The organism is Enterobacter sp. JS8-1 (genome assembly GCF_049187015.1).
GTDB classification, from domain to species: domain Bacteria; phylum Pseudomonadota; class Gammaproteobacteria; order Enterobacterales; family Enterobacteriaceae; genus Enterobacter; species Enterobacter mori.
This window is the reverse complement of the sequence record NZ_CP185805.1, coordinates 1,857,398-1,878,135: the sequence shown is the minus strand read 5'-3', so window position 1 is coordinate 1,878,135 and position 20,738 is coordinate 1,857,398. Positions and strand designations below refer to the sequence as shown.

Sequence of the window (20,738 nt, the reverse complement as noted above, 5' to 3'; positions counted from 1 at the left end):
AGTCAATGTTTATCACCACAACAACATAATCAGCGTTAAACTATTCATACCAATTATTTAGGGAGAAGAGATGATGCGCGTACTGGTTGTTGAGGATAACGCATTGCTACGTCATCACCTGAAAGTTCAGCTTCAGGAGATGGGACATCAGGTGGACGATGCTGAAGATGCAAAAGAAGCCGATTATTATCTCAATGAACACCTGCCGGATATCGCCATTGTCGATTTAGGCTTGCCGGATGAAGACGGTCTCTCGCTGATCCGTCGCTGGCGCAGCCATGACGTCTCTCTGCCGGTGCTGGTCCTGACCGCCCGTGAAGGCTGGCAGGATAAAGTGGAAGTGCTCAGCGCGGGTGCGGACGACTACGTGACGAAGCCGTTTCATATCGAAGAAGTCGCTGCGCGCATGCAGGCGCTGTTACGTCGCAACAGCGGTCATGCTTCGCAGGTTATCTCCCTTCCGCCATTCCAGGTTGATCTTTCCCGCCGCGAATTTTCCATCAACAATGAAGTGGTCAAGCTGACGGCATTCGAGTACACCATCATGGAGACGCTTATCCGTAATAACGGCAAAGTGGTGAGCAAGGATTCCTTAATGCTCCAGCTTTACCCGGATGCCGAGCTACGGGAGAGCCACACCATTGACGTGCTGATGGGACGTTTGCGCAAAAAAATTCAGGCGCAATACCCGCAGGACGTGATCACCACGGTCCGTGGTCAGGGTTACCTGTTCGAATTACGCTAATGAAAGGGATTTCACGACACTTTCTGCCCCTTTCGCTGCGGGTTCGCTTTCTGCTGGCAACCGCTGCCGTGGTGCTGGTGCTTTCTCTTTCCTATGGGATAGTGGCGCTGGTCGGGTATAGCGTGAGCTTCGATAAAACAACCTTCCGTCTGTTACGCGGCGAAAGTAACCTGTTTTATACCCTGGCGAAGTGGGAAGATAACCACATTACCGTGGATATGCCTGAGCACCTCAATCAGCAAAGCCCAACGCTGGCGTTAATTTATGATGAAAAAGGCAAACTGCTGTGGGCTCAGCGCGACGTCCCCTGGTTAAAAAAACGCATTCGCCCGGAATGGCTCAGGACGAATGGTTTTCATGAGATTGAGGCCGATCTCAATTCAACCAGCGCATTGCTGCATGACGATCGCGCCCTTCAGCAAAAGCTGAATGAGATACGCGAGGATGACGACGACACGGAGATGACCCACTCCGTCGCCATTAATCTCTATCCCGCTACCATGAACATGCCGCAACTGACGATCGTGGTGATCGACACCATTCCGGTTGAGCTTAAACGTTCTTACATGGTCTGGAGTTGGTTCGTGTATGTTCTGGCCGCCAATCTACTGCTGGTTATCCCTCTGCTCTGGGTCGCAGCATGGTGGAGTTTGCGTCCGATAGAATCACTGGCCAAAGAGGTTCGCGAGCTGGAAGAACATCATCGTGAAAAGCTCAACCCGGAAACCACGCGCGAACTCACCAGCCTGGTGCGTAATCTTAACCGCCTGCTGAAAAGCGAGCGCGAACGCTATGATAAATACCGCACCACGCTCACCGACCTGACGCACAGCCTTAAGACGCCGCTGGCGGTCATGCAGAGCACGCTGCGTTCCATGCGTAGCTCAACGCTCAGCGTTGATGATGCAGAGCCTGTGATGCTTGAGCAGATCAGTCGCATCTCGCAGCAAATTGGCTATTATCTCCATCGCGCCAGCATGCGTTCAGGAAGTGCGTTATTGAGCCGCGAGCTGCATCCGGTGGCGCCTTTACTGGACAACCTCACTTCCGCGCTGAACAAGGTGTATCAGCGTAAAGGGGTGAACATCAGCCTCGATATCTCGCCGGAAATCAGCTTCGTGGGCGAGAAAAATGATTTCATGGAAGTGATGGGTAACCTGCTCGATAACGCCTGTAAATATTGTCTGGAATTTGTGGAAGTGTCCGCACGTCAGACGGATAACGAGCTGCACATCATCGTTGAAGACGACGGGCCCGGCATTCCCCGCAATAAACGTGAAGTGGTGTTTGATCGTGGTCAACGCGCCGATACGCTACGTCCGGGTCAGGGAGTGGGGTTAGCCGTCGCCCGGGAGATTGTCGATCAGTACGATGGCAAAATTGAAACGGGTGAAAGCCTGCTGGGCGGTGCGCGAATGGAGGCTATTTTTGGCCGCCAGCATCCCACATCGAACGATACTTGACCCGTTATGTGAAAAATGCGCGGATCTCGCACTCAGGCTCCTGAGCTTCCGTTATAATCCGACTCAATAAGAGCCTGCGGAATAAAAAAATATGGAATATCACTTAGCACTTAACTGGCCCGAGTTTATCGAGCGCTACTGGCAAAAACGCCCGGTGGTTCTCAAACGCGGGTTCAGCAATTTTGTCGACCCTATCTCCCCTGACGAGCTGGCCGGCCTGGCCATGGAAAATGAAGTCGACAGCCGCCTGGTGAGCCACCAGGACGGAAAATGGCAGGTCAGCCACGGTCCTTTCGAAAGCTACGATCACCTGGGCGAAAATAACTGGTCTTTACTGGTGCAGGCGGTCAACAACTGGCATGAGCCTACCGCCGCCTTAATGCGCCCGTTCCGCGCCCTGCCCGACTGGCGAATGGACGATCTGATGATCTCCTTCTCCGTTCCCGGTGGCGGCGTTGGCCCGCATCTGGATCAGTACGACGTGTTTATCATTCAGGGTACCGGCCGCCGTCGCTGGCGCGTGGGTGACAAAGTGCCGATGAAACAGCACTGCCCGCATCCGGACCTGCTTCAGGTTGACCCGTTTGAAGGGATCATCGACGAAGAGCTGGAGCCGGGAGATATTCTCTACATTCCGCCGGGATTCCCGCACGAAGGTTACTCCCTGGAAAACTCGCTCAACTACTCCGTGGGGTTCCGCGCGCCAAGCGGTCGCGAAATGATCAGCGGCTTCGCTGACTATGTTCTGCAGCGCGAGCTGGGCAGCTACCGCTACAGCGACCCGGACGTGCCATCGCGTGAACACCCTGCTGACATCCTGCCGGAAGAGCTTGATAAGCTTCGCGGCATGATGCTGGATTTGATCAACGAGCCGGAACATTTCAAACAGTGGTTTGGTGAGTTTGTCAGCCAGTCACGCCACGAGCTGGACGTTGCGCCGCCGGAGCCACCGTATCAGGCCGATGAGATTTATGATGCCCTGCAACAGGGTGACAAGCTGGTTCGCCTCGGCGGGTTACGCGTGCTGCGCATTGGTGAAGATGTCTTCGTGAACGGCGAAAAGCTGGACTCTCCGCGCCGTCCGGCGCTGGAAGCCATCGCCAGCCATCAGGTGTTGCACGCCGAAACGTTTGGCGACGCGCTGGAAGACCCGTCATTCCTTGCGATGCTGGCCGCGCTGGTGAACAGCGGGTATTGGTTTTTTGAGGACTGATCGGTGATATTTGCCGGGTGGCGGCTGCGCCTTACCCGGCCTACAAAAGCACGATCCCGTAGGCCCGGTAAGCGTAGCGCCACCGGGCGTTTTTATCTGCGCTCACCTGCCGCAAAATCCTCGATCTCTCCGGCCCAATCCTCTGGATATAACCCTTCCCGTACGTCCCGATGAAACGTTGAATACGGCCAGTCGCGAACCTTACTGACGTAGCCATGCTTCAGCGGATTGATTTAGACATAATCCACATGCCGCCGGTAATCCTGTTCATTGCGAATGGTGTGCTCCCAGAAACGCGGCTGCCATATGTGGCGCATGTCGATGTTGCGGCTAAACGTTTTTTTAATATCCCGCCAGCGGGCCGAAAAGTCGCTGTCGCCTTCCGGTAAGGTCCAGATACAGTGCATATGTTCGGGAAGGATAACCCAGGCGTTTATGGTAAAGGGCTTCGCGCGTTTAACCATAGAGGTGGCAGCACGCAGGCTGTCGATATGACGTATAAGCGAATCGCTCTGGCGGTTTTGCAGGTTGACGGTGAAAAACCAGGTACCGCCAGGGACGTAATGACGACGATAGTTTGACATTGGCGTTCCTTGCCTAAAAGCCGGGTGGCGGCTACGCCTTACCCTGCCTACAAAAGCGTGATCCCGTAGGCCCGGTAAGCGAAGCGCCACCGGGCGTTTTCTCAGCGTTTTGCCGTCAGTTCAGCTATCCGCACAATCACCTTCACCGCTTTTTCCATTCCTTCCAGCGTCACAAACTCATGCTTGCCGTGGTAGTTATACCCGCCGGTAAACAGGTTCGGGCAAGGTAATCCCATAAACGACAATTGCGAGCCATCAGTACCACCGCGAATCGGCTTCAGCTGCGGTTCAATGTCACAGTCGCGCATGGCCTGCTGAGCGATGTCGAGAATATGAGGATGCTCCATCACCTTCTCACGCATATTGTAATAGCTGTCTTCTATGATCAGCTCAATATAGCAATCAGGGTGTAACCCTTTCCCCACCTTCTTGGCGATCTCCATCATCTTACGCTTGCGCGCCTCAAAGGCCTTGCGGTCGAAATCGCGAACGATGTAGTGCATCTGCGCGCTGTCCACGGTGCCTTTGATGCTGGTCAGGTGATAGAAACCTTCATACCCTTCCGTCATTTCAGGGCTCTCTTCCGCCGGAACCTCAGCATGAATACGCGACGCCAGCGACAGCGCATTTACCATCACACCTTTCGCGGAGCCTGGGTGAACGTTGTTCCCCACAATCTTGATCGTCACCGACGCAGCGTTGAAGTTCTCATACTCGAGTTCACCGACACCGCCGCCGTCAACGGTATAGGCCCACTTCGCATTGAAGGCCTCAACGTCGAAATGTTTTGCGCCCTTGCCCACCTCTTCATCCGGCGTAAAGGCCACGCGGATATCACCGTGCGGGATATTTTTGCCTTTCAGCACCGCCAGCGCCGTCATGATCTCCGCAATGCCCGCCTTGTCATCCGCCCCCAGCAGCGTTTTGCCGTCAGTGGTGATCAGCGTCTGGCCCAGCAGTTGATGCAATACCGGGAACATCACCGGCGAGAGCACTTCATCGCCAATACCCAGCGCGATATCGCCGCCGCGGTAGTTTTCAACAATCTGCGGGTTCACATGTTTACCGCTAAAATCCGGAGAGGTGTCGACATGGGAGATAAAGCCAATCGCCGGGATATCCCCGTCGACATTGGCAGGCAGCGTTCCCATCACAGTGCCTTTCTCGCTTAACGTGACGTTGACCAACCCCATGGCGTCAAGCTGCTCTTTAAGCAGGTTTAATAACTTCCACTGGCCTTCGGTGCTCGGCACCTGGCGAACACCCGGTTTAGATTGGGTATCCAGCGAAACGTACTGTAAAAAACGCTCAAGTAATTTATCCATGCAGTCACCCTCACTTTTTGTGACAACATTATCAATAAGCATCAAAACGCAAATATTGCGTCAGGTCACTTTTATCCCGCAAACGAGAACTTTTTTCGTTTATGTCATGCAGTGTTTATAAATGTAGCTTATGAATCAGTGACAAGGATTGGCGATTGCAGGGGATTGCCGTAGAATGTCCGCCCTCATTACGAGTCACCAAGGTGGTTACACACAAACCCCGCTTCGGTCTGCTGCCTGAGGCGTCTATATGGGACAGCGCAAAAATTGAATACACAATCCCGTTCACGTTCACCGCTGGTGCAACTGGAACGAATTCGTAAAAACTTTGATGGTAAAGACGTTATTTCCGACCTCACTCTCACCATCAACGACGGTGAGTTTCTGACGCTGCTTGGCCCCTCTGGCTGCGGCAAAACCACCGTACTGCGCCTTATCGCCGGGCTTGAAAGCGTTGATAACGGCCATATCCATCTTGAGAACCAGGATATTACCCAGGTTCCCGCAGAAGACAGACACGTCAATACCGTCTTTCAGAGCTACGCCCTGTTCCCGCACATGACCGTGTTTGAGAACGTCGCGTTTGGTCTGCGGATGCAAAAAACACCTGCCGCCGAGATCCCACCGCGCGTCACCGAAGCCCTGCGGATGGTGCAACTGGAAGAGTTTGCCCAGCGTAAACCCCATCAGCTTTCCGGCGGCCAGCAGCAGCGCGTCGCCATCGCTCGCGCCGTGGTCAACAAGCCGCGTCTGCTCCTGCTGGATGAATCCCTCTCCGCGCTGGATTACAAGCTGCGCAAGCAGATGCAGAACGAATTGAAAGCCTTACAGCGTAAGCTGGGCATTACCTTTGTTTTTGTGACCCACGACCAGGAAGAAGCCCTGACCATGTCCGACCGCATCGTGGTGATGCGTGACGGAAAAATCGAGCAGGACGGCACGCCGCGCGAAATCTACGAAGAGCCGAAGAATCTGTTTGTCGCCAGCTTCATCGGTGAGATCAATATCTTCGATGCCACTGTGATTGAACGCCTGGACGACCAGCGTGTGCGCGCCAGCGTTGAAGGCCGTGAGTGCACTATCGCGGTGAATTTCCCCGTTGAAAAGGGACAAAAGCTTAACGTGCTGCTGCGCCCGGAAGATCTGCGCGTCGAGGAAATTCATGGCAATACCGAGGCCGAAGGGTTAATCGGCTATATCCGCGAGCGCAACTACAAAGGGATGACGCTGGAGTCCGTTGTTGAGCTGGAAAACGGCAAGATGGTGATGGTCAGCGAGTTCTTTAACGAGGATGACCCTGACTTCGACCACTCTCTCGACCAGAAAATGGTTATCAACTGGGTAGAAAGCTGGGAGGTTGTGCTGGCTGATGAAGAACACAAGTAAATTCCAGAATGTGGTGATCGCCACGATCGTCGGTTGGCTTGTGCTGTTTGTCTTTTTACCCAACCTGATGATCGTTGCTACCAGCTTCCTGACCCGCGACGACGCTAACTTCGTTTCGCTGGTCTTTACGCTGGACAACTACACGCGCCTGCTCGATCCGCTCTATTTTGACGTGCTGCTGCACTCGCTCAATATGGCGCTGATTGCCACCCTCGCCTGTCTGGCGCTGGGTTATCCTTTTGCATGGTTCCTCGCGGGCCTGCCGCAAAAGGTACGCCCCCTGCTGCTGTTTTTACTGATTGTTCCCTTCTGGACCAACTCGTTAATCCGCATCTACGGGCTGAAAATCTTCCTGAGCACTAAAGGCTATCTCAACGAGTTTCTGCTGTGGCTGGGGGTGATTGATACGCCAATCCGTATTATGTTCACGCCGAGCGCGGTGATTGTCGGCCTGGTTTATATCCTGTTGCCGTTTATGGTGATGCCGCTCTACTCCAGCATTGAGAAGCTGGATAAACCGCTGCTGGAAGCGGCAAGAGATCTGGGGGCCAGTAAGCTGCAGACCTTTATCCGCATCATTATTCCGCTGACGATGCCCGGTATTATTGCAGGCTGTCTGCTTGTGATGCTCCCGGCGATGGGCTTGTTCTATGTGTCGGATCTGATGGGCGGTGCGAAAAACCTGCTGATTGGTAACGTGATTAAGAGCCAGTTTCTGAACATCCGCGACTGGCCGTTCGGCTCGGCCACCAGCATTACGCTGACGGTGGTGATGGGCCTGATGCTGCTGGTCTACTGGCGCGCCTCACGCCTGCTGAATAAAAAGGTGGAGCTCGAATGATCGGTCGACTGCTTCGCGGCGGTTTCATGACCGCCATTTATGCCTGGCTCTATATCCCGATCGTAATTTTGATCGTGAACTCATTCAATAGCTCGCGATTCGGGATTAACTGGCAGGGTTTTACGACCAACTGGTACAGCCTGCTGATGAACAACGACAGCCTGCTGCAGGCCGCTCAGCACTCGCTGACGATGGCGATCGTCTCCGCCACCTTCGCGACGCTGATTGGCTCCCTCACCGCCGTCGCGCTGTACCGCTACCGCTTTCGCGGCAAACCGTTCGTCAGCGGCATGTTGTTTGTAGTGATGATGTCACCGGATATCGTCATGGCCATTTCGCTGCTGGTGCTGTTTATGCTGCTGGGCGTACAGCTTGGCTTCTGGTCGCTGCTGTTCTCGCATATCACCTTCTGCCTGCCGTTTGTGGTGGTGACCGTCTTTGCGCGTCTTAAAGGGTTCGACGTGCGTATGCTGGAGGCGGCGAAAGATCTGGGCGCCAGCGAGATGACCATCCTGCGTAAAATCATCCTGCCGCTGGCAATGCCTGCCGTGGCGGCCGGATGGCTGCTCAGCTTTACTCTGTCGATGGATGACGTGGTGGTCTCCTCCTTCGTGACCGGGCCGAGCTATGAAATTCTGCCGTTGAAGATCTATTCAATGGTGAAAGTCGGCGTCTCACCGGAGGTGAACGCGCTGGCGACCATTCTGCTGGTGTTGTCGCTGGTTCTGGTGATTGCCAGCCAGGTTATTGCTCGTGATAAAACAAAATCTCAGGGGACAATGAAATGAAAAAAATGCTCGCCGCTGCGGCGCTGGTGCTTGGCATGGGTGCCGCGCACGCTGATGACAGCAAAACGCTCTACTTCTACAACTGGACCGAATATGTGCCGCCAGGGCTACTGGAACAGTTCACCAAAGAGACGGGCATCAAGGTGATCTACTCGACCTATGAGTCGAATGAAACCATGTACGCCAAGCTGAAAACCTACAAAGATGGTGCGTACGATCTGGTCGTGCCTTCCACCTACTTTGTCGACAAAATGCGCAAAGAGGGGATGATCCAGAAGATCGATAAAACGAAGCTAACCCATTTTTCAAACCTCGATCCGGAGATGCTTAACAAACCGTTCGATCCCAATAACGACTACTCCATTCCTTACATCTGGGGTGCGACAGCGATTGGCGTGAACAGCGATGCCATCGATCCGAAAACGGTTACAGGCTGGGCCGATCTGTGGAAACCGGAATACAAAGGTAGCCTGCTGTTAACCGACGATGCGCGTGAGGTGTTCCAGATAGCGCTGCGTAAACTCGGCTATTCCGGTAACACCACCGATCCGAAAGAGATCGAAGCGGCCTATAACGAACTGAAAAAGCTGATGCCTAACGTGGCGGCATTCAACTCTGATAACCCGGCAAACCCGTATATGGAAGGCGAAGTGAATCTGGGGATGGTGTGGAACGGCTCCGCGTATGTTGCCCGCCAGGCCGGTACGCCGCTGGAGGTCGTCTGGCCGAAAGAAGGCGGGATCTTCTGGATGGATAGCCTTTCGATTCCGGCCAACGCGAAAAACGTGGACGGCGCGCTGAAGCTGATTAACTTCCTGCTGCGCCCCGACGTGGCGAAGCAGGTGGCTGAAACCATCGGCTACCCGACGCCAAATCTGGCTGCACGCAAGCTGTTAAGCCCTGAAGTCGCGAATGATAAATCGCTGTACCCTGATGCTGACACCGTCAGCAAAGGCGAATGGCAGAACGACGTGGGTGACGCGAGCCGTCTTTATGAAGAGTATTATCAGAAGTTAAAAGCAGGTCGTTGAGATGTGACGGGCGACGCGATGTCGCCCGTCACAACTACAGCCCCTTCAGGAGTTTATCCACAAAAGCTGGCACCACTTCACTTGCCAGGCCATAGTGTTTTTCTTCAAACTCACTGCCCACCTGGCTCGGCTCCAGATTAAGCTCTACCGTATGCGCGCCCTGGAGTTTAGCCTCGTGAACAAATCCCGCCGCCGGATAGACGTGCCCGGACGTGCCGATGGCAATGAACACGTCCGCCATCGCCAGCGCGCTATAGATCTCATCCATGCCCAGCGGCATTTCGCCGAACCACACCACGTGCGGGCGTAAACGCGCAGGAAACTGACAGCAATGGCATTTGTCTTCCGGCAGCACGTCCTCTTTCCAGTCCAGCACCTGACCGCTCCAGGCGCAGCGAACCTTGAGCAGCTCGCCGTGCATGTGGATGATATTCTTGTTACCCGCCCGCTCGTGCAGGTTATCGATATTCTGCGTCACCAGCAGAAAACGATCCCCCAGCGTCTCTTCCAGCTTAGCCAGCGCCAGATGCGCCGCATTCGGCGCAATCTCAGGCTGCTGAAGCTGACGACGGCGGGCGTTATAAAACGCCTGCACCAGGTCCGGATCGCGGGCGAAACCTTCCGGCGTCGCCACGTCCTCGACACGGTGCTCTTCCCACAGCCCGTCCGCCGCGCGGAAGGTTCGAATTCCTGACTCGGCGGAGATCCCCGCGCCGGTCAGCACCACCACTCTGGGTTTATCCATCGCTTCTGGCATCATTCTGTCTCTGAAAAAGATCCGCTGGCGCAAGCGCTCACGCAAGCGGCGTTTGTTTTTGCGAAAACGGCTGAGTCGACCCTGGCGACGCGACAGCATAGAAACCTCGTAGACTAATCGGTGAGATGAAGGAATGCGGCTCCGCGCATGCCTCCCGCGTCCCCGTGTCGCGCGCGTTCAATACGCGGCACGCGGGCGACCGGCAATAAATGTCGGGGCAAACGCCCGGACAGCTGTTCCGTAATCGCAGTAAAGTTTGATAGGCCTCCCCCAATCACCAGCAGATCCGGATCGACGATGGTGAGAATATTTCCCAGACACACCGCCAGCAGATCAAGATAACGCTCGACGTGCTCACGCGCCTGCGCATCCCCTTGCTCCCACAGGGTAATGATTTGGGGGGCTTCAAGTTTCTGATGATAGAAGTGTTCGTAAAGCCATGCAAACCCGCGGCCGGAGAGTGTGTTCTCAATACAGCCGTGCTGGCCGCAGCCGCAGCGGGTGAGCGGAAAATCACGCCCAACGACCTCCAGCGCGTCCACCGGCAGACGGATGTGACCAAACTCGCCGGTGATGTAGCTGCGCCCGGTAATCGGCTTACCGTTGATCACAATTCCCCCGCCGACGCCGGTACCGAGGATCAGCCCCATCACCAGTGGGTACTGACGGAACTCATCATCCCAGGCTTCGGAGAGGGCAAAACAGTTGGCATCGTTATCTAAACGCACATCGCGTTCAAGGAGGGCAGAGAGATCGGCGCGCAGCGGTTTGCCGCTGGCGGCAGGCACGTTGGCGGCATACAGCGAACCATCGTCGGTTTCGGGCATGCCCGGAATGCCGATGCCGACGCTGCCTTTCACGCCAAAGCGTTCATCGGCTTGCGCCACCAGTGCGGCAATGGCGGTTAAAAATTCGTCGTAGCTTTCGCGCGGCGTGGGAACGCGGGTTTCCCACTGCAGTTTGAGGTCTTTATCAAACACGCCGAGCGCAATCTTGGTGCCGCCAATATCAAATCCGTAATACATGATGCATTCCTCTGCTTGATCCAGCGGCCTAAAGACCGCTAAACCATGACGAAATTACTGGCCACTTAGTACCCTCGCCGGATCAATTCGGCTTGCGCGACGCGCCGGATACCAGCTTGCCAGCAGACTCAGTAAAAGTGCTGTAACCAGCACATAAAAAACATCCAGCCAGTGCAGTTCAGACGGCAGGAAGTCAATAAAATAGATATCACCCGACAGGAACTGGTGGCCAATCAGCTTTTCAATGCCGTTGATAATCGGCGTCAGCTGCAGGGAAACCACCACGCCAATCACCACGCCGCACAGGCTGCCGAACAGGCCCGCCAGTAAACCGTACCAGACGAAGATGGCGCGAATAAGGCCGTCTTTCGCCCCGAGGGTACGAAGCACGGCGATGTCTCCGCTCTTATCCTTGACCGCCATCACCAGCGTCGAGACGATATTAAAGCACGCTACACCAATCACCAGCACCATCGCCAGATACATAATGGCGCGGATCATCTGGATATCACGGTACATATACCCGTAAGTGCCGATCCAGCTTTTGATGTAGACATAGTTATTGGTCACGCTGCCCGCATCACGCACAAGTTTGTTGGCGTTAAAGACGTCGTTCACCTTAATGGCAATGCCCGTCACGCTGTCGCCCATGTCGAGATACTGGCGCGCGTCTTCCATCGGCACCATGGCGAAGCTGTGATCGAGCTGCCCGCTCAGCTGAAGAATGCCGGCAACGTGCAGGCGCACGCGCTTAGGCTGCTGCAGTTTGTGGTCGGCGCTGGCGTTCGGGATCATGATCGAGACCCAGTCCCCCTGCTTCACCTTCAGAGCATCGGCAACACCTTTGCCCATGATGATCTGCTGCTCGCCAGCCTTAAAGTTGGCCCACGCGCCGTTCTGCACAAATTGCGGCAGCGCGCTGAGACGCTCCTCCTGGGCGGGGTTGACACCTTTCACCTGAATGGCGCGCAGGTTTACCCCGCTCTCCACCAGCCCGGTAAAGTTGATGTAGGGCGCGGCCGCGGCAATGCCCGGCACATTTTCGACTTTTGTGAGCGCATCGCTCCAGTTCGTCCACGGCTGGTTAACCGGCTCGATCTCCCCGTGCGGCACCACCGCAAGAATGCGGTTGTTTAGCTCGCGCTCAAAGCCGTTCATGGCACTTAAGCCCACGATCAATACCGCCACACCGAGCGCGATACCCACGGTGGAGATCACGGAGATGAGCGACACCATGCCGCCGCGACGGCGACCACGACTAAAACGTAAACCGATGAGTAGCGATAACGGTGACGCCATTACTCTGCTCCCATCAGGGTCAGTTCCGCGTTCAGATGGCCGTCGCGCATCTCAAGCTGGCGACCCATGCGTTTTGCCAGCTGCAGATCGTGGGTCACCACCAGAAACGCGGTGCCCTGCGATGCGTTCAGCTCGCCCAGAAGCTGGAAAATACTGTCCGCATTGCGCGCATCCAGGTTACCGGTAGGTTCATCCGCCAGCACCAGACGCGGATTGTTCACCAGCGCACGGGCAATCGCCACGCGCTGGCGCTCGCCTCCGGAAAGCTCTGAGGGACGGTGGTTTCCGCGATGGCCCAGCCCTACCGCTTTCAGCATGTCGCTGGCGCGGGCGTTAATTTCTGCCGGTTTCTTTTTGCCAATCAGCAGCGGCATTGCCACGTTTTCCAGCGCCGTGAAGTCCGGCAGCAGGTGGTGGAACTGGTAGATAAAGCCCAGCTCGCGGTTACGCAGCTCGGCCTTCGCCGCGGAGGACATCTTGCTCATCGGCTGGCCGGAGAAGATCACGTCACCTTCAGTTGGCGTATCCAGCCCGCCCAGCAGATGCAGCAGCGTACTTTTGCCTGAACCGGAGCTGCCGACAATCGCCATCATCTCGCCTTCACCCACGCTAAAGCTCACATTGTGCAGCACGTCGGTCTGCACAGTGCCTTCCTGATAGCGTTTGGACAGGTTGTCGCATTGCAACAGGATCTTATTCATAACGTAAAGCCTCAGCGGGTTGAGTGGCGGCAGCGCGCCAGGAAGGATAAAGCGTAGAAAGCAGCGCAATGGCCATCGCGGCCAGCGCAATACCGACCACCTGCAGCGGCTCGATAGCCACCGGCAGCGCCGCACCATCAAGCAGCGCGCCGATGATCGGCATTAAGTTATTCAGTTGGCTGGCAAGCAGCGCACCCAGCACGGCACCGAGCAGCGCGCCGATGATGCCTGCGCTTGCCCCCTGAACCATAAAGACCGCCATGATCTGGCGCGGCGTGAGCCCCTGGGTTTGCAGAATGGCGACTTCGCCCTGCTTCTCCATCACCATCAGGCCCAGCGAGGTGATGATGTTAAATGCCGCCACAGCGACGATCAGGCTCAGCAGCAGCCCCATCATGTTTTTTTCCATGCGAACGGCCTGGAACAGTTCGCCTTTACGGTCACGCCAGTCCTGCCATTTGGTACCTTCCGGCAGCGTTTGCTGGCTGAGGGTATCGACCTTGAGCGGCTGATCGAGCCACAGGCGCCAGCCGGTAATGTTTCCCGCCGGGTAGCGCATCAGGCGCGACGCATCCTGGATGTTAACCAGCATCTGATAGCCGTCGACTTCGCTGTTGGCGGCAAAGGTACCTATCACGTTGAACAGGCGCTGGCTTGGCAGGCGCCCCATCGGCGTAAACTGGCTGGCAGAAGGTACCATCACGCGCAGCTGATCACCACGGTTGACGCCGAGTTGTCCGGCAAGCTGTTCGCCGAGGATGACATTGTATTTACCGGGCTGCAGATCGGATTGCTTTACGTTAACCAGATACGGCGTCAACGGATCGTTTTGGGCAGGATCAATCCCCAGCATGACGCCGACCGCCACGCTGCGGGCGCTTTGCAACACGACATCGCCGGTGGTTAATGGCGCAACGCGCGTGACACCCTGTAACTTCGCTGCGCTTTCCGGCAGCTGTTGCGGGTTCACGGAACCGTTGGTTGAGGAGAGAACGGCCTGCGGCATCAGCCCCAGTATATTGTTTTGCAGCTCACGCTCAAAGCCATTCATGACGGAAAGCACCGTCACCAGTGCCATCACGCCAAGCGTAATGCCAATAGTCGAAAGCCAGGAGACAAAACGACCGAAGCGGTCCGCGGCGCGCCCACGCATGTAACGTAAGCCTATGAAGAGTGCGACAGGTTGATACATGAAATCCGTCTGTTTGCTGATAGCAGACCCACGAGTATATAAGCGAATCCGTTAAGCGTAAATGACTGAAACCGTAAGCTTTGGTAATCATTTTTCGGAAAAACTCAGATAAATCAGGGTGGTACTTTCGGTTTCTTCTCTGCACACCCTCCACCTTTTCCGAAAAACGTCCCGATACAGACAGTTACCCGTTACATCTCGCTGTCGTTTTAGAACAATTGCCCGTTCGTTTATGGCAAAACAGGTATTGGTTACCGATGAAACAAAAAGCATTATGGATTAATCAGATAAAGGGGCTGTGCATCTGCCTGGTGGTGATTTACCACTCGGTCATCACCTTTTATCCTCATCTCAGCGGGCTGCAGCATCCGCTGTCAGGGCTTCTCGCCAAATGCTGGGTCTATTTTAACCTGTATCTCGCACCCTTCCGCATGCCGGTGTTCTTCTTTATCTCCGGCTTTCTGATCCGCCGATACATTGATGAAGTAGACTGGCGCACCAGCCTCGACAAGCGCATCTGGAGCATCGTCTGGGTGCTGGCGCTATGGGGAATACTTCAGTGGCAGGCGCTGACCCACCTCAATGCCTGGCTCGCACCGGAACGTGAACTGGCAACGTCCTCGAATGCGGCCTACGCCGACTCTGTCTCGGGCTTTATTCTGGGTATGCTCACTGCCAGCACCAGCCTGTGGTATCTGTATGCCCTGGTGGTCTATTTCACCCTGTGCAAACTGCTGAGCCGCTGGAAGCTGCCAGTTCTGGGCCTGCTGGCGCTGGCGAGCATTGCCATTAACTTCCTGCCGCTGCCGTGGTGGGGAATGAACAGCGTCGTGCGTAATATGATCTACTACAGCCTGGGCGCGTGGTACGGTGCACAGCTTATGGCCTGGATGAAGGGGCTGGAAATAGGTCGCGTCTGGCTGGCGCTGGTCGCGTTCGGGGCGGTATCCGTGGTGCTGTGGTTTGCAAACGTTCCTCTCCCGCTCTCACTGCTGTCGATTGTGCTGATCATGAAGCTTTTCTACAGCGTTGAGCAACGTTATGCCGTCCATCCAGGAAACCTGCTGAATGTGGTGGGTTCGAATACCATTGCGATTTACACCACGCATCGCATTTTGATAGAGGCTTTTAGCCTGTGCCTGATTGGTGAAATGAATGCCGCGTACTGGCCGGTGTGGGCCGAGTTAACGCTGATTCTGGTCTATCCGTTCGCCAGCCTGCTGGTCTGCACCCTTGTAGGGCTTGGCATACGCAAGATTTCCACCTCTCTCTTTGGCGATCTCTTTTTCTCCCCACCCGCTACGCTCTCCCCATCAACCGCTACCCGTTGATGCCCTCTCCGCCCCCTTTTCGGGGGCGAATTGCCGCCCATACGCTTACGATTTGCTAATGCAAAACGATCGAGGATAATAAAGACATTGCGTATCAGTGATATGCCCCAATACTGTTGGTATATCCATAAGAGACTCTGACATAGCCATGCCTGAACACTATCGCTTTACCTTGCCTGTTAAAGCAGGCGACCAACGCCATCTGGGCGAACTCACGGGCGCGGCGTGCGCCACGCTGGTGGCAGAAATCGCTGAGCGCCATCCCGGCCCGGTGGTGCTGGTTGCCCCGGATATGCAAAATGCCCTGCGCCTGCATGACGAAATCCGTCAATTTACCGATAGCCTGGTGTCCAGCCTGGCCGACTGGGAAACGCTGCCGTATGACAGCTTCTCCCCGCATCAGGAGATCATCTCTTCACGCCTGTCAACGCTGTATCAGCTTCCGACCATGCAGCGGGGCGTGTTAATTGTGCCGGTCAATACGCTGATGCAGCGCGTCTGCCCGCACAGCTTTCTTCACGGCCACGCGCTGGTGATGAAAAAAGGCCAGCGCCTGTCGCGGGATGCCCTGCGCGCGCAGCTTGACGGTGCCGGTTATCGCCATGTCGATCAGGTGATGGAGCACGGGGAATACGCCACCCGCGGCGCGCTGCTCGATCTTTACCCAATGGGCAGCGACCAGCCGTACCGCCTGGATTTCTTTGATGATGAAATCGACAGCCTGCGCGTGTTCGACGCCGACACGCAGCGAACGCTGGAAGAAGTGGAATCCATCAACCTGCTGCCCGCACATGAATTCCCGACGGACAAAACCGCTATCGAGCTGTTCCGCAGCCAGTGGCGCGACAGGTTCGACGTGAAGCGCGATGCCGAGCACATTTATCAGCAGGTCAGCAAAGGCACGCTGCCTGCCGGGATCGAATACTGGCAGCCCCTGTTCTTCAACGAGCCGCTACCCGCGCTGTTCAGCTATTTCCCGGCGAACACGCTGATTGTAAACACCGGGGATATCGAGGCCAGCGCCAGCCGCTTTGAAAGTGAAACCCGCGCTCGCTTCGAAAACCGTGGCGTGGATCCGATGCGTCCGCTGCTGCCGCCGGAAACGCTTTGGCTGCGCACCGACGAGCTCAACGCCGAACTGAAGCGCTGGCCGCGCATGCAGCTCAGAACCGACTCGCTCGCGGATAAAGCGGCCAATACCAACCTGGCGTTCCAAACGCTGCCGGACCTCTCCGTTCAGGCGCAGCAAAAATCCCCGCTGGATAATCTGCGCAAGTTCCTGGAATCCTTTGCCGGGCCGGTGGTGTTCTCCGTTGAGAGCGAAGGTCGTCGCGAAGCGTTAGGCGAACTGCTTGGCCGCATCAAGATCGCACCAAAGCGCATTTTGCGGCTGGACGATGCCACCGGAACGGGCCGCTATCTGATGATCGGTGCCGCTGAGCATGGGTTTATCGACACGCTCAATAACCTGGCGCTAATTTGCGAAAGCGACCTTCTCGGCGAGCGCGTGGCGCGCCGCCGTCAGGATAGCCGTCGCACCATCAACCCGGACACGCTGATCCGTAACCTGGCCGAACTGCATCCGGGCCAGCCGATTGTTCACCTCGAGCACGGCGTCGGACGCTACCAGGGGATGACCACCCTTGAAGCGGGCGGCATCAAAGGCGAATACCTGATGCTGACCTACGCCAACGACGCCAAACTCTATGTGCCGGTCTCGTCCCTGCACCTGATCAGCCGCTATGCAGGCGGTGCCGAAGATAATGCACCGCTGCACAAGCTGGGCGGCGATGCCTGGGCGCGCGCGCGCCAGAAGGCGGCGGAAAAAGTGCGCGACGTGGCGGCCGAGCTGCTGGACATCTACGCCCAGCGCGCGGCCAAAGAAGGTTATGCGTTTAAGCATGACAAAGAGCAGTATCAGCTGTTCTGCGACAGTTTTCCGTTTGAAACCACGCCGGATCAGGCCCAGGCCATTAACGCGGTGCTGAGCGACATGTGCCAGCCGCTGGCGATGGACCGCTTAGTGTGCGGTGATGTGGGCTTCGGTAAAACTGAAGTCGCCATGCGCGCCGCCTTCCTGGCCGTGGAGAACAACAAGCAGGTGGCAGTGCTGGTGCCTACTACCCTGCTTGCCCAGCAGCACTTCGACAACTTCCGCGACCGCTTTGCCAACTGGCCAGTGCGTATCGAGATGCTGTCGCGTTTTCGCAGCGCTAAAGAGCAGACGCAAATTCTTGAACAGGCAAGTGAAGGTAAAATCGATATTCTGATCGGCACCCACAAGCTGCTACAAAGCGACGTGAAGTGGAAAGATCTGGGGCTGCTGATCGTCGACGAAGAGCACCGCTTCGGGGTGCGCCATAAGGAGCGCATCAAAGCGATGCGTGCCGACGTCGACATTCTGACCCTGACCGCAACGCCTATCCCGCGTACGCTGAACATGGCGATGAGCGGCATGCGCGATCTGTCGATTATCGCCACGCCACCGGCGCGCCGTCTGGCGGTAAAAACCTTTGTCCGCGAGTATGACAATCTGGTGGTGCGCGAAGCGATCCTGCGTGAAGTGCTGCGCGGCGGCCAGGTGTACTACCTCTACAACGACGTGGAGAACATTCAAAAAGCGGCGGACAGGCTGGCGGAGCTGGTGCCGGAAGCGCGTATCGCTATCGGTCACGGACAGATGCGCGAGCGCGAGCTGGAGCGGGTGATGAATGATTTCCACCACCAGCGCTTCAACGTGCTGGTGTGTACCACCATCATTGAAACCGGTATTGATATCCCGACCGCGAACACGATCATTATCGAACGCGCGGATCACTTTGGTCTGGCGCAGCTGCACCAGCTGCGCGGTCGCGTCGGGCGTTCGCACCATCAGGCCTACGCCTGGCTGCTGACGCCGCATCCGAAAGCGATGACCACCGACGCGCAAAAGCGTCTGGAAGCCATCGCGTCACTGGAAGACCTTGGCGCAGGCTTTGCGCTGGCGACACACGATCTCGAGATCCGCGGTGCCGGTGAACTGCTGGGTGAAGACCAGAGCGGCTCGATGGAGACCATCGGCTTCTCGCTCTATATGGAACTGCTGGAAAATGCCGTCGATGCGCTGAAGGCCGGACGCGAGCCGTCGCTGGAAGATTTGACCAGCCAGCAGACCGAGGTGGAATTGCGTATGCCTTCCCTGCTGCCGGATGATTTCATTCCTGATGTGAATACCCGTCTGTCATTCTACAAACGTATCGCCAGCGCGAAAAAAGAAAACGAGCTGGAAGAGATTAAGGTGGAGCTGATCGACCGCTTCGGGCTGCTGCCGGATGCCGCGCGAAATCTGCTGGATATCGCGCGACTCCGTCAGCAGGCGCAAAAGCTGGGCATTCGTAAGCTCGAAGGGAATGAAAAAGGCGGCGTGATTGAGTTCGCGGAAAAAAACCATGTCGATCCGATGTGGTTGATTGGTTTGCTGCAAAAACAGCCGCAGCACTTCCGCCTGGACGGCCCGACGCGTCTGCGTTTTACTCAGGAACTGACAGAACGCAAAACCCGCATGGACTGGGTGCGCAACTTTATGCGCCAGCTTGAAGAGAACGCTATCGCGTAATCTTTTCCCCCGTTAGCGCCTGGCTGACGGGGGAGAATTTACAAACTCTTTGCACTTCACCCGATCTTCCCGACACACCTCTTCGCCATAATTATCATTAACCCTTTATAAAACAATAACCTTATCATTTATAGGGATTATGATAATGACCGCTTCGCGTTTAACTCGCTGGATCACCCTGCTTGCGCTTGCCGCTACGGTAGCCGTTGCGCTGCCTGCACGCGCAAACACCTGGCCCCTTCCCCCCCCTGGCAGCAACGTTGTCGGGCAAAACCGTTTTCATGTTGTTGAAGATAACGGGGGTTCGCTGGAGGCCATTGCCAAAAAATATAACGTCGGCTTTCTGGCCTTGCTGCAGGCCAACCCCGGTGTCGATCCTTACGTGCCGCGCGCTGGCAGCGTGCTGACGATCCCGCTTCAGACCATTCTTCCTGATGCACCACGACAGGGGATCGTGATTAACCTTGCCGAGCTTCGACTGTACTATTATCCGCCGGGTAAAAAAGAAGTGACCGTTTATCCAATCGGTATCGGCCAGCTGGGCGGGGACACACTGACGCCAACCATGGTCACTACCGTGTCGGATAAACGTGCTAACCCAACCTGGACACCCACGGCAAATATTCGCGCACGCTATAAAGCTCAGGGTATCGATCTGCCCACCGTCGTGCCGGCGGGACCGGACAACCCAATGGGTCATCACGCGATCCGCCTCGCGGCATATGGTGGGGTTTATCTGCTGCATGGAACGAATGCGGATTTCGGCATCGGTATGCGCGTCAGCTCCGGCTGTATTCGTCTGCGCGATGACGACATCAAGACGCTCTATAGCGTGATTACGCCGGGCACAAAAGTGAATATTATCAATACTCCGATTAAGGCCTCGGAAGAGCCCGGTGGCGTACGGTTGGTCGAAATTCACCAGCCATTATCAAAACACCTCGGTGACGATCCGCAGACGCTGCCTATTCCACTGAATGCCGCGATGGTGAGCTTTAAATCGAATACGAACACCGATAGCGTGGTGATGGAGCGCGCGATGGAAGCCCGGTCAGGAATGCCAATTGACGTCACGCGACATGGAAATGTCACTCCGCAGTCAATGTAAGTACCAAAAAAAACGCCCTGCAAATGCAGGGCGTTTTTTATAGCAGTGGCATAAATGAGGGTTTAGCCAGGCTTATTTATAGATAACAGCAGTACCGTGCAGGGTGTTAGGGCCGGTCACTGAGGTGATACGGAACGATTTCGCACCCATCTCATCCGCTTTCTGCGCCAGTTGATCTTCCAGAGAGCCCAGGTTTGTCCCCGCGTTTGCAGAGATGGTACCCACTTTTTGTTGGTCAGCAGGAGTAGATTGTACTTCTACAGCGGCGAAGCTTGCGAAAGAGAGTGAGCTAAGTACAGCAGCAGCGATCAGGGTTTTTACGTTTTTCATGATTTTTACCTTTAGGCAGATGAA

General features: G+C 55.9%; 17 protein-coding genes and 1 pseudogene. 10 read left to right on the top strand and 8 right to left on the bottom strand.

The features are described from left to right. Positions 1 to 73 precede the first annotated feature (73 nt). The 3 genes from phoP (at position 74) to ACOQH0_RS08835 (ending at position 3,421) form a co-directional block, all read left to right on the top strand. Entirely contained in the window at positions 74 to 745 is a 672-nt protein-coding gene (gene phoP, locus ACOQH0_RS08845) for a two-component system response regulator PhoP (RefSeq protein ID WP_010429800.1), read from the top strand. Next, positions 745 to 2,208 (top strand): two-component system sensor histidine kinase PhoQ, encoded by a 1,464-nt coding sequence (phoQ, locus tag ACOQH0_RS08840; protein ID WP_211445989.1) that lies wholly within the window; start codon positions 745 to 747, stop codon positions 2,206 to 2,208. Before phoP ends, phoQ begins: the two co-directional genes overlap by 1 nt. A 91-nt stretch (positions 2,209 to 2,299) precedes the next feature. After that, entirely contained in the window at positions 2,300 to 3,421 is a 1,122-nt protein-coding gene (locus ACOQH0_RS08835; RefSeq protein ID WP_421512023.1) for a JmjC domain-containing protein, read from the top strand. 92 nt (positions 3,422 to 3,513) lie between these two features. On the opposite strand, the pseudogene ACOQH0_RS08830 reads toward ACOQH0_RS08835, so the two are convergent. Together ACOQH0_RS08830 and pepT are read right to left on the bottom strand one after the other, a co-directional pair. Next, positions 3,514 to 4,005: pseudogene (locus ACOQH0_RS08830) on the bottom strand (REP-associated tyrosine transposase). 101 nt (positions 4,006 to 4,106) lie between these two features. Then, positions 4,107 to 5,330, bottom strand: coding sequence for a peptidase T (pepT, locus tag ACOQH0_RS08825; RefSeq protein ID WP_010429790.1), 1,224 nt, complete (start codon positions 5,328 to 5,330; stop codon positions 4,107 to 4,109). A gap of 237 nt (positions 5,331 to 5,567) precedes the next feature. Here pepT and potA point away from each other — a divergent pair, with 237 nt between their 5' ends. The 4 genes from potA to potD are packed head-to-tail and all read left to right on the top strand — an operon-like array spanning position 5,568 to position 9,376. Further along, a complete protein-coding gene (gene potA / locus ACOQH0_RS08820; RefSeq protein ID WP_182403477.1) occupies positions 5,568 to 6,716 on the top strand; it encodes a spermidine/putrescine ABC transporter ATP-binding protein PotA in 1,149 nt (382 codons plus the stop codon). After that, complete coding sequence (gene potB, locus ACOQH0_RS08815; protein ID WP_256459767.1) at positions 6,700 to 7,557, top strand: spermidine/putrescine ABC transporter permease PotB; 858 nt, start codon at positions 6,700 to 6,702, stop codon at positions 7,555 to 7,557. The genes potA and potB overlap by 17 nt, the downstream gene beginning before the upstream one ends. After that, on the top strand, positions 7,554 to 8,345 hold the full coding sequence (gene potC / locus ACOQH0_RS08810) for a spermidine/putrescine ABC transporter permease PotC (protein WP_042718888.1): 792 nt from the start codon (positions 7,554 to 7,556) through the stop codon (positions 8,343 to 8,345). The genes potB and potC overlap by 4 nt, the downstream gene beginning before the upstream one ends. Next, on the top strand, positions 8,342 to 9,376 hold the full coding sequence (gene potD / locus ACOQH0_RS08805) for a spermidine/putrescine ABC transporter substrate-binding protein PotD (protein WP_100167025.1): 1,035 nt from the start codon (positions 8,342 to 8,344) through the stop codon (positions 9,374 to 9,376). Before potC ends, potD begins: the two co-directional genes overlap by 4 nt. A 34-nt stretch (positions 9,377 to 9,410) precedes the next feature. Here the strand turns inward: potD and cobB are convergent, their stop codons facing one another. The 5 genes from cobB to lolC are packed head-to-tail and all read right to left on the bottom strand — an operon-like array spanning position 9,411 to position 14,350. Next, positions 9,411 to 10,232 (bottom strand): Sir2 family NAD+-dependent deacetylase, encoded by an 822-nt coding sequence (gene cobB, locus ACOQH0_RS08800; protein ID WP_421512021.1) that lies wholly within the window; start codon positions 10,230 to 10,232, stop codon positions 9,411 to 9,413. A 14-nt stretch (positions 10,233 to 10,246) separates the two neighbouring features. Further along, positions 10,247 to 11,158 (bottom strand): N-acetylglucosamine kinase, encoded by a 912-nt coding sequence (gene nagK / locus ACOQH0_RS08795; protein WP_421512019.1) that lies wholly within the window; start codon positions 11,156 to 11,158, stop codon positions 10,247 to 10,249. 54 nt (positions 11,159 to 11,212) lie between these two features. After that, a complete protein-coding gene (lolE, locus tag ACOQH0_RS08790; protein WP_100167026.1) occupies positions 11,213 to 12,457 on the bottom strand; it encodes a lipoprotein-releasing ABC transporter permease subunit LolE in 1,245 nt (414 codons plus the stop codon). Beyond that, positions 12,457 to 13,158 (bottom strand): lipoprotein-releasing ABC transporter ATP-binding protein LolD, encoded by a 702-nt coding sequence (lolD, locus tag ACOQH0_RS08785; protein ID WP_010429765.1) that lies wholly within the window; start codon positions 13,156 to 13,158, stop codon positions 12,457 to 12,459. Before lolD ends, lolE begins: the two co-directional genes overlap by 1 nt. Then, positions 13,151 to 14,350 (bottom strand): lipoprotein-releasing ABC transporter permease subunit LolC, encoded by a 1,200-nt coding sequence (gene lolC / locus ACOQH0_RS08780; protein ID WP_089599895.1) that lies wholly within the window; start codon positions 14,348 to 14,350, stop codon positions 13,151 to 13,153. The genes lolD and lolC overlap by 8 nt, the downstream gene beginning before the upstream one ends. 257 nt (positions 14,351 to 14,607) lie before the next feature. Here lolC and ACOQH0_RS08775 point away from each other — a divergent pair, with 257 nt between their 5' ends. The 3 genes from ACOQH0_RS08775 to ldtC all read left to right on the top strand — a co-directional run bounded on the left by ACOQH0_RS08775 (position 14,608) and on the right by ldtC (position 20,384). Beyond that, positions 14,608 to 15,681, top strand: coding sequence for an acyltransferase family protein (locus ACOQH0_RS08775; RefSeq protein WP_100167028.1), 1,074 nt, complete (start codon positions 14,608 to 14,610; stop codon positions 15,679 to 15,681). 148 nt (positions 15,682 to 15,829) lie between these two features. After that, on the top strand, positions 15,830 to 19,276 hold the full coding sequence (mfd, locus tag ACOQH0_RS08770; protein WP_421512018.1) for a transcription-repair coupling factor: 3,447 nt from the start codon (positions 15,830 to 15,832) through the stop codon (positions 19,274 to 19,276). Positions 19,277 to 19,418: 142 nt separating this feature from the next. Further along, positions 19,419 to 20,384: a L,D-transpeptidase LdtC gene (gene ldtC / locus ACOQH0_RS08765; RefSeq protein ID WP_029485038.1), complete on the top strand. Its 966-nt coding sequence runs from the start codon at positions 19,419 to 19,421 to the stop codon at positions 20,382 to 20,384. A 72-nt stretch (positions 20,385 to 20,456) separates the two neighbouring features. On the opposite strand, the gene bhsA is transcribed toward ldtC, so the two are convergent. Continuing rightward, entirely contained in the window at positions 20,457 to 20,714 is a 258-nt protein-coding gene (gene bhsA, locus ACOQH0_RS08760) for a multiple stress resistance protein BhsA (RefSeq protein ID WP_006174713.1), read from the bottom strand. Positions 20,715 to 20,738 lie beyond the last annotated feature (24 nt).

What these genes read in the sequence shown, in the direction of transcription:
- lolE (WP_100167026.1), bottom strand. Translation starts at nt 12,457, where the DNA reads ATGGCGTCACCGTTATCGCTACTCATCGGTTTACGTTTTAGTCGTGGT.
- potD (WP_100167025.1), top strand. Translation starts at nt 8,342, where the DNA reads ATGAAAAAAATGCTCGCCGCTGCGGCGCTGGTGCTTGGCATGGGTGCC.
- mfd (WP_421512018.1), top strand. Translation starts at nt 15,830, where the DNA reads ATGCCTGAACACTATCGCTTTACCTTGCCTGTTAAAGCAGGCGACCAA.
- pepT (WP_010429790.1), bottom strand. Translation starts at nt 5,330, where the DNA reads ATGGATAAATTACTTGAGCGTTTTTTACAGTACGTTTCGCTGGATACC.
- cobB (WP_421512021.1), bottom strand. Translation starts at nt 10,232, where the DNA reads ATGCTGTCGCGTCGCCAGGGTCGACTCAGCCGTTTTCGCAAAAACAAA.
- ACOQH0_RS08835 (WP_421512023.1), top strand. Translation starts at nt 2,300, where the DNA reads ATGGAATATCACTTAGCACTTAACTGGCCCGAGTTTATCGAGCGCTAC.
- phoP (WP_010429800.1), top strand. Translation starts at nt 74, where the DNA reads ATGCGCGTACTGGTTGTTGAGGATAACGCATTGCTACGTCATCACCTG.
- bhsA (WP_006174713.1), bottom strand. Translation starts at nt 20,714, where the DNA reads ATGAAAAACGTAAAAACCCTGATCGCTGCTGCTGTACTTAGCTCACTC.
- lolC (WP_089599895.1), bottom strand. Translation starts at nt 14,350, where the DNA reads ATGTATCAACCTGTCGCACTCTTCATAGGCTTACGTTACATGCGTGGG.
- potB (WP_256459767.1), top strand. Translation starts at nt 6,700, where the DNA reads ATGAAGAACACAAGTAAATTCCAGAATGTGGTGATCGCCACGATCGTC.
- nagK (WP_421512019.1), bottom strand. Translation starts at nt 11,158, where the DNA reads ATGTATTACGGATTTGATATTGGCGGCACCAAGATTGCGCTCGGCGTG.
- ACOQH0_RS08775 (WP_100167028.1), top strand. Translation starts at nt 14,608, where the DNA reads ATGAAACAAAAAGCATTATGGATTAATCAGATAAAGGGGCTGTGCATC.
- potC (WP_042718888.1), top strand. Translation starts at nt 7,554, where the DNA reads ATGATCGGTCGACTGCTTCGCGGCGGTTTCATGACCGCCATTTATGCC.
- lolD (WP_010429765.1), bottom strand. Translation starts at nt 13,158, where the DNA reads ATGAATAAGATCCTGTTGCAATGCGACAACCTGTCCAAACGCTATCAG.
- phoQ (WP_211445989.1), top strand. Translation starts at nt 745, where the DNA reads ATGAAAGGGATTTCACGACACTTTCTGCCCCTTTCGCTGCGGGTTCGC.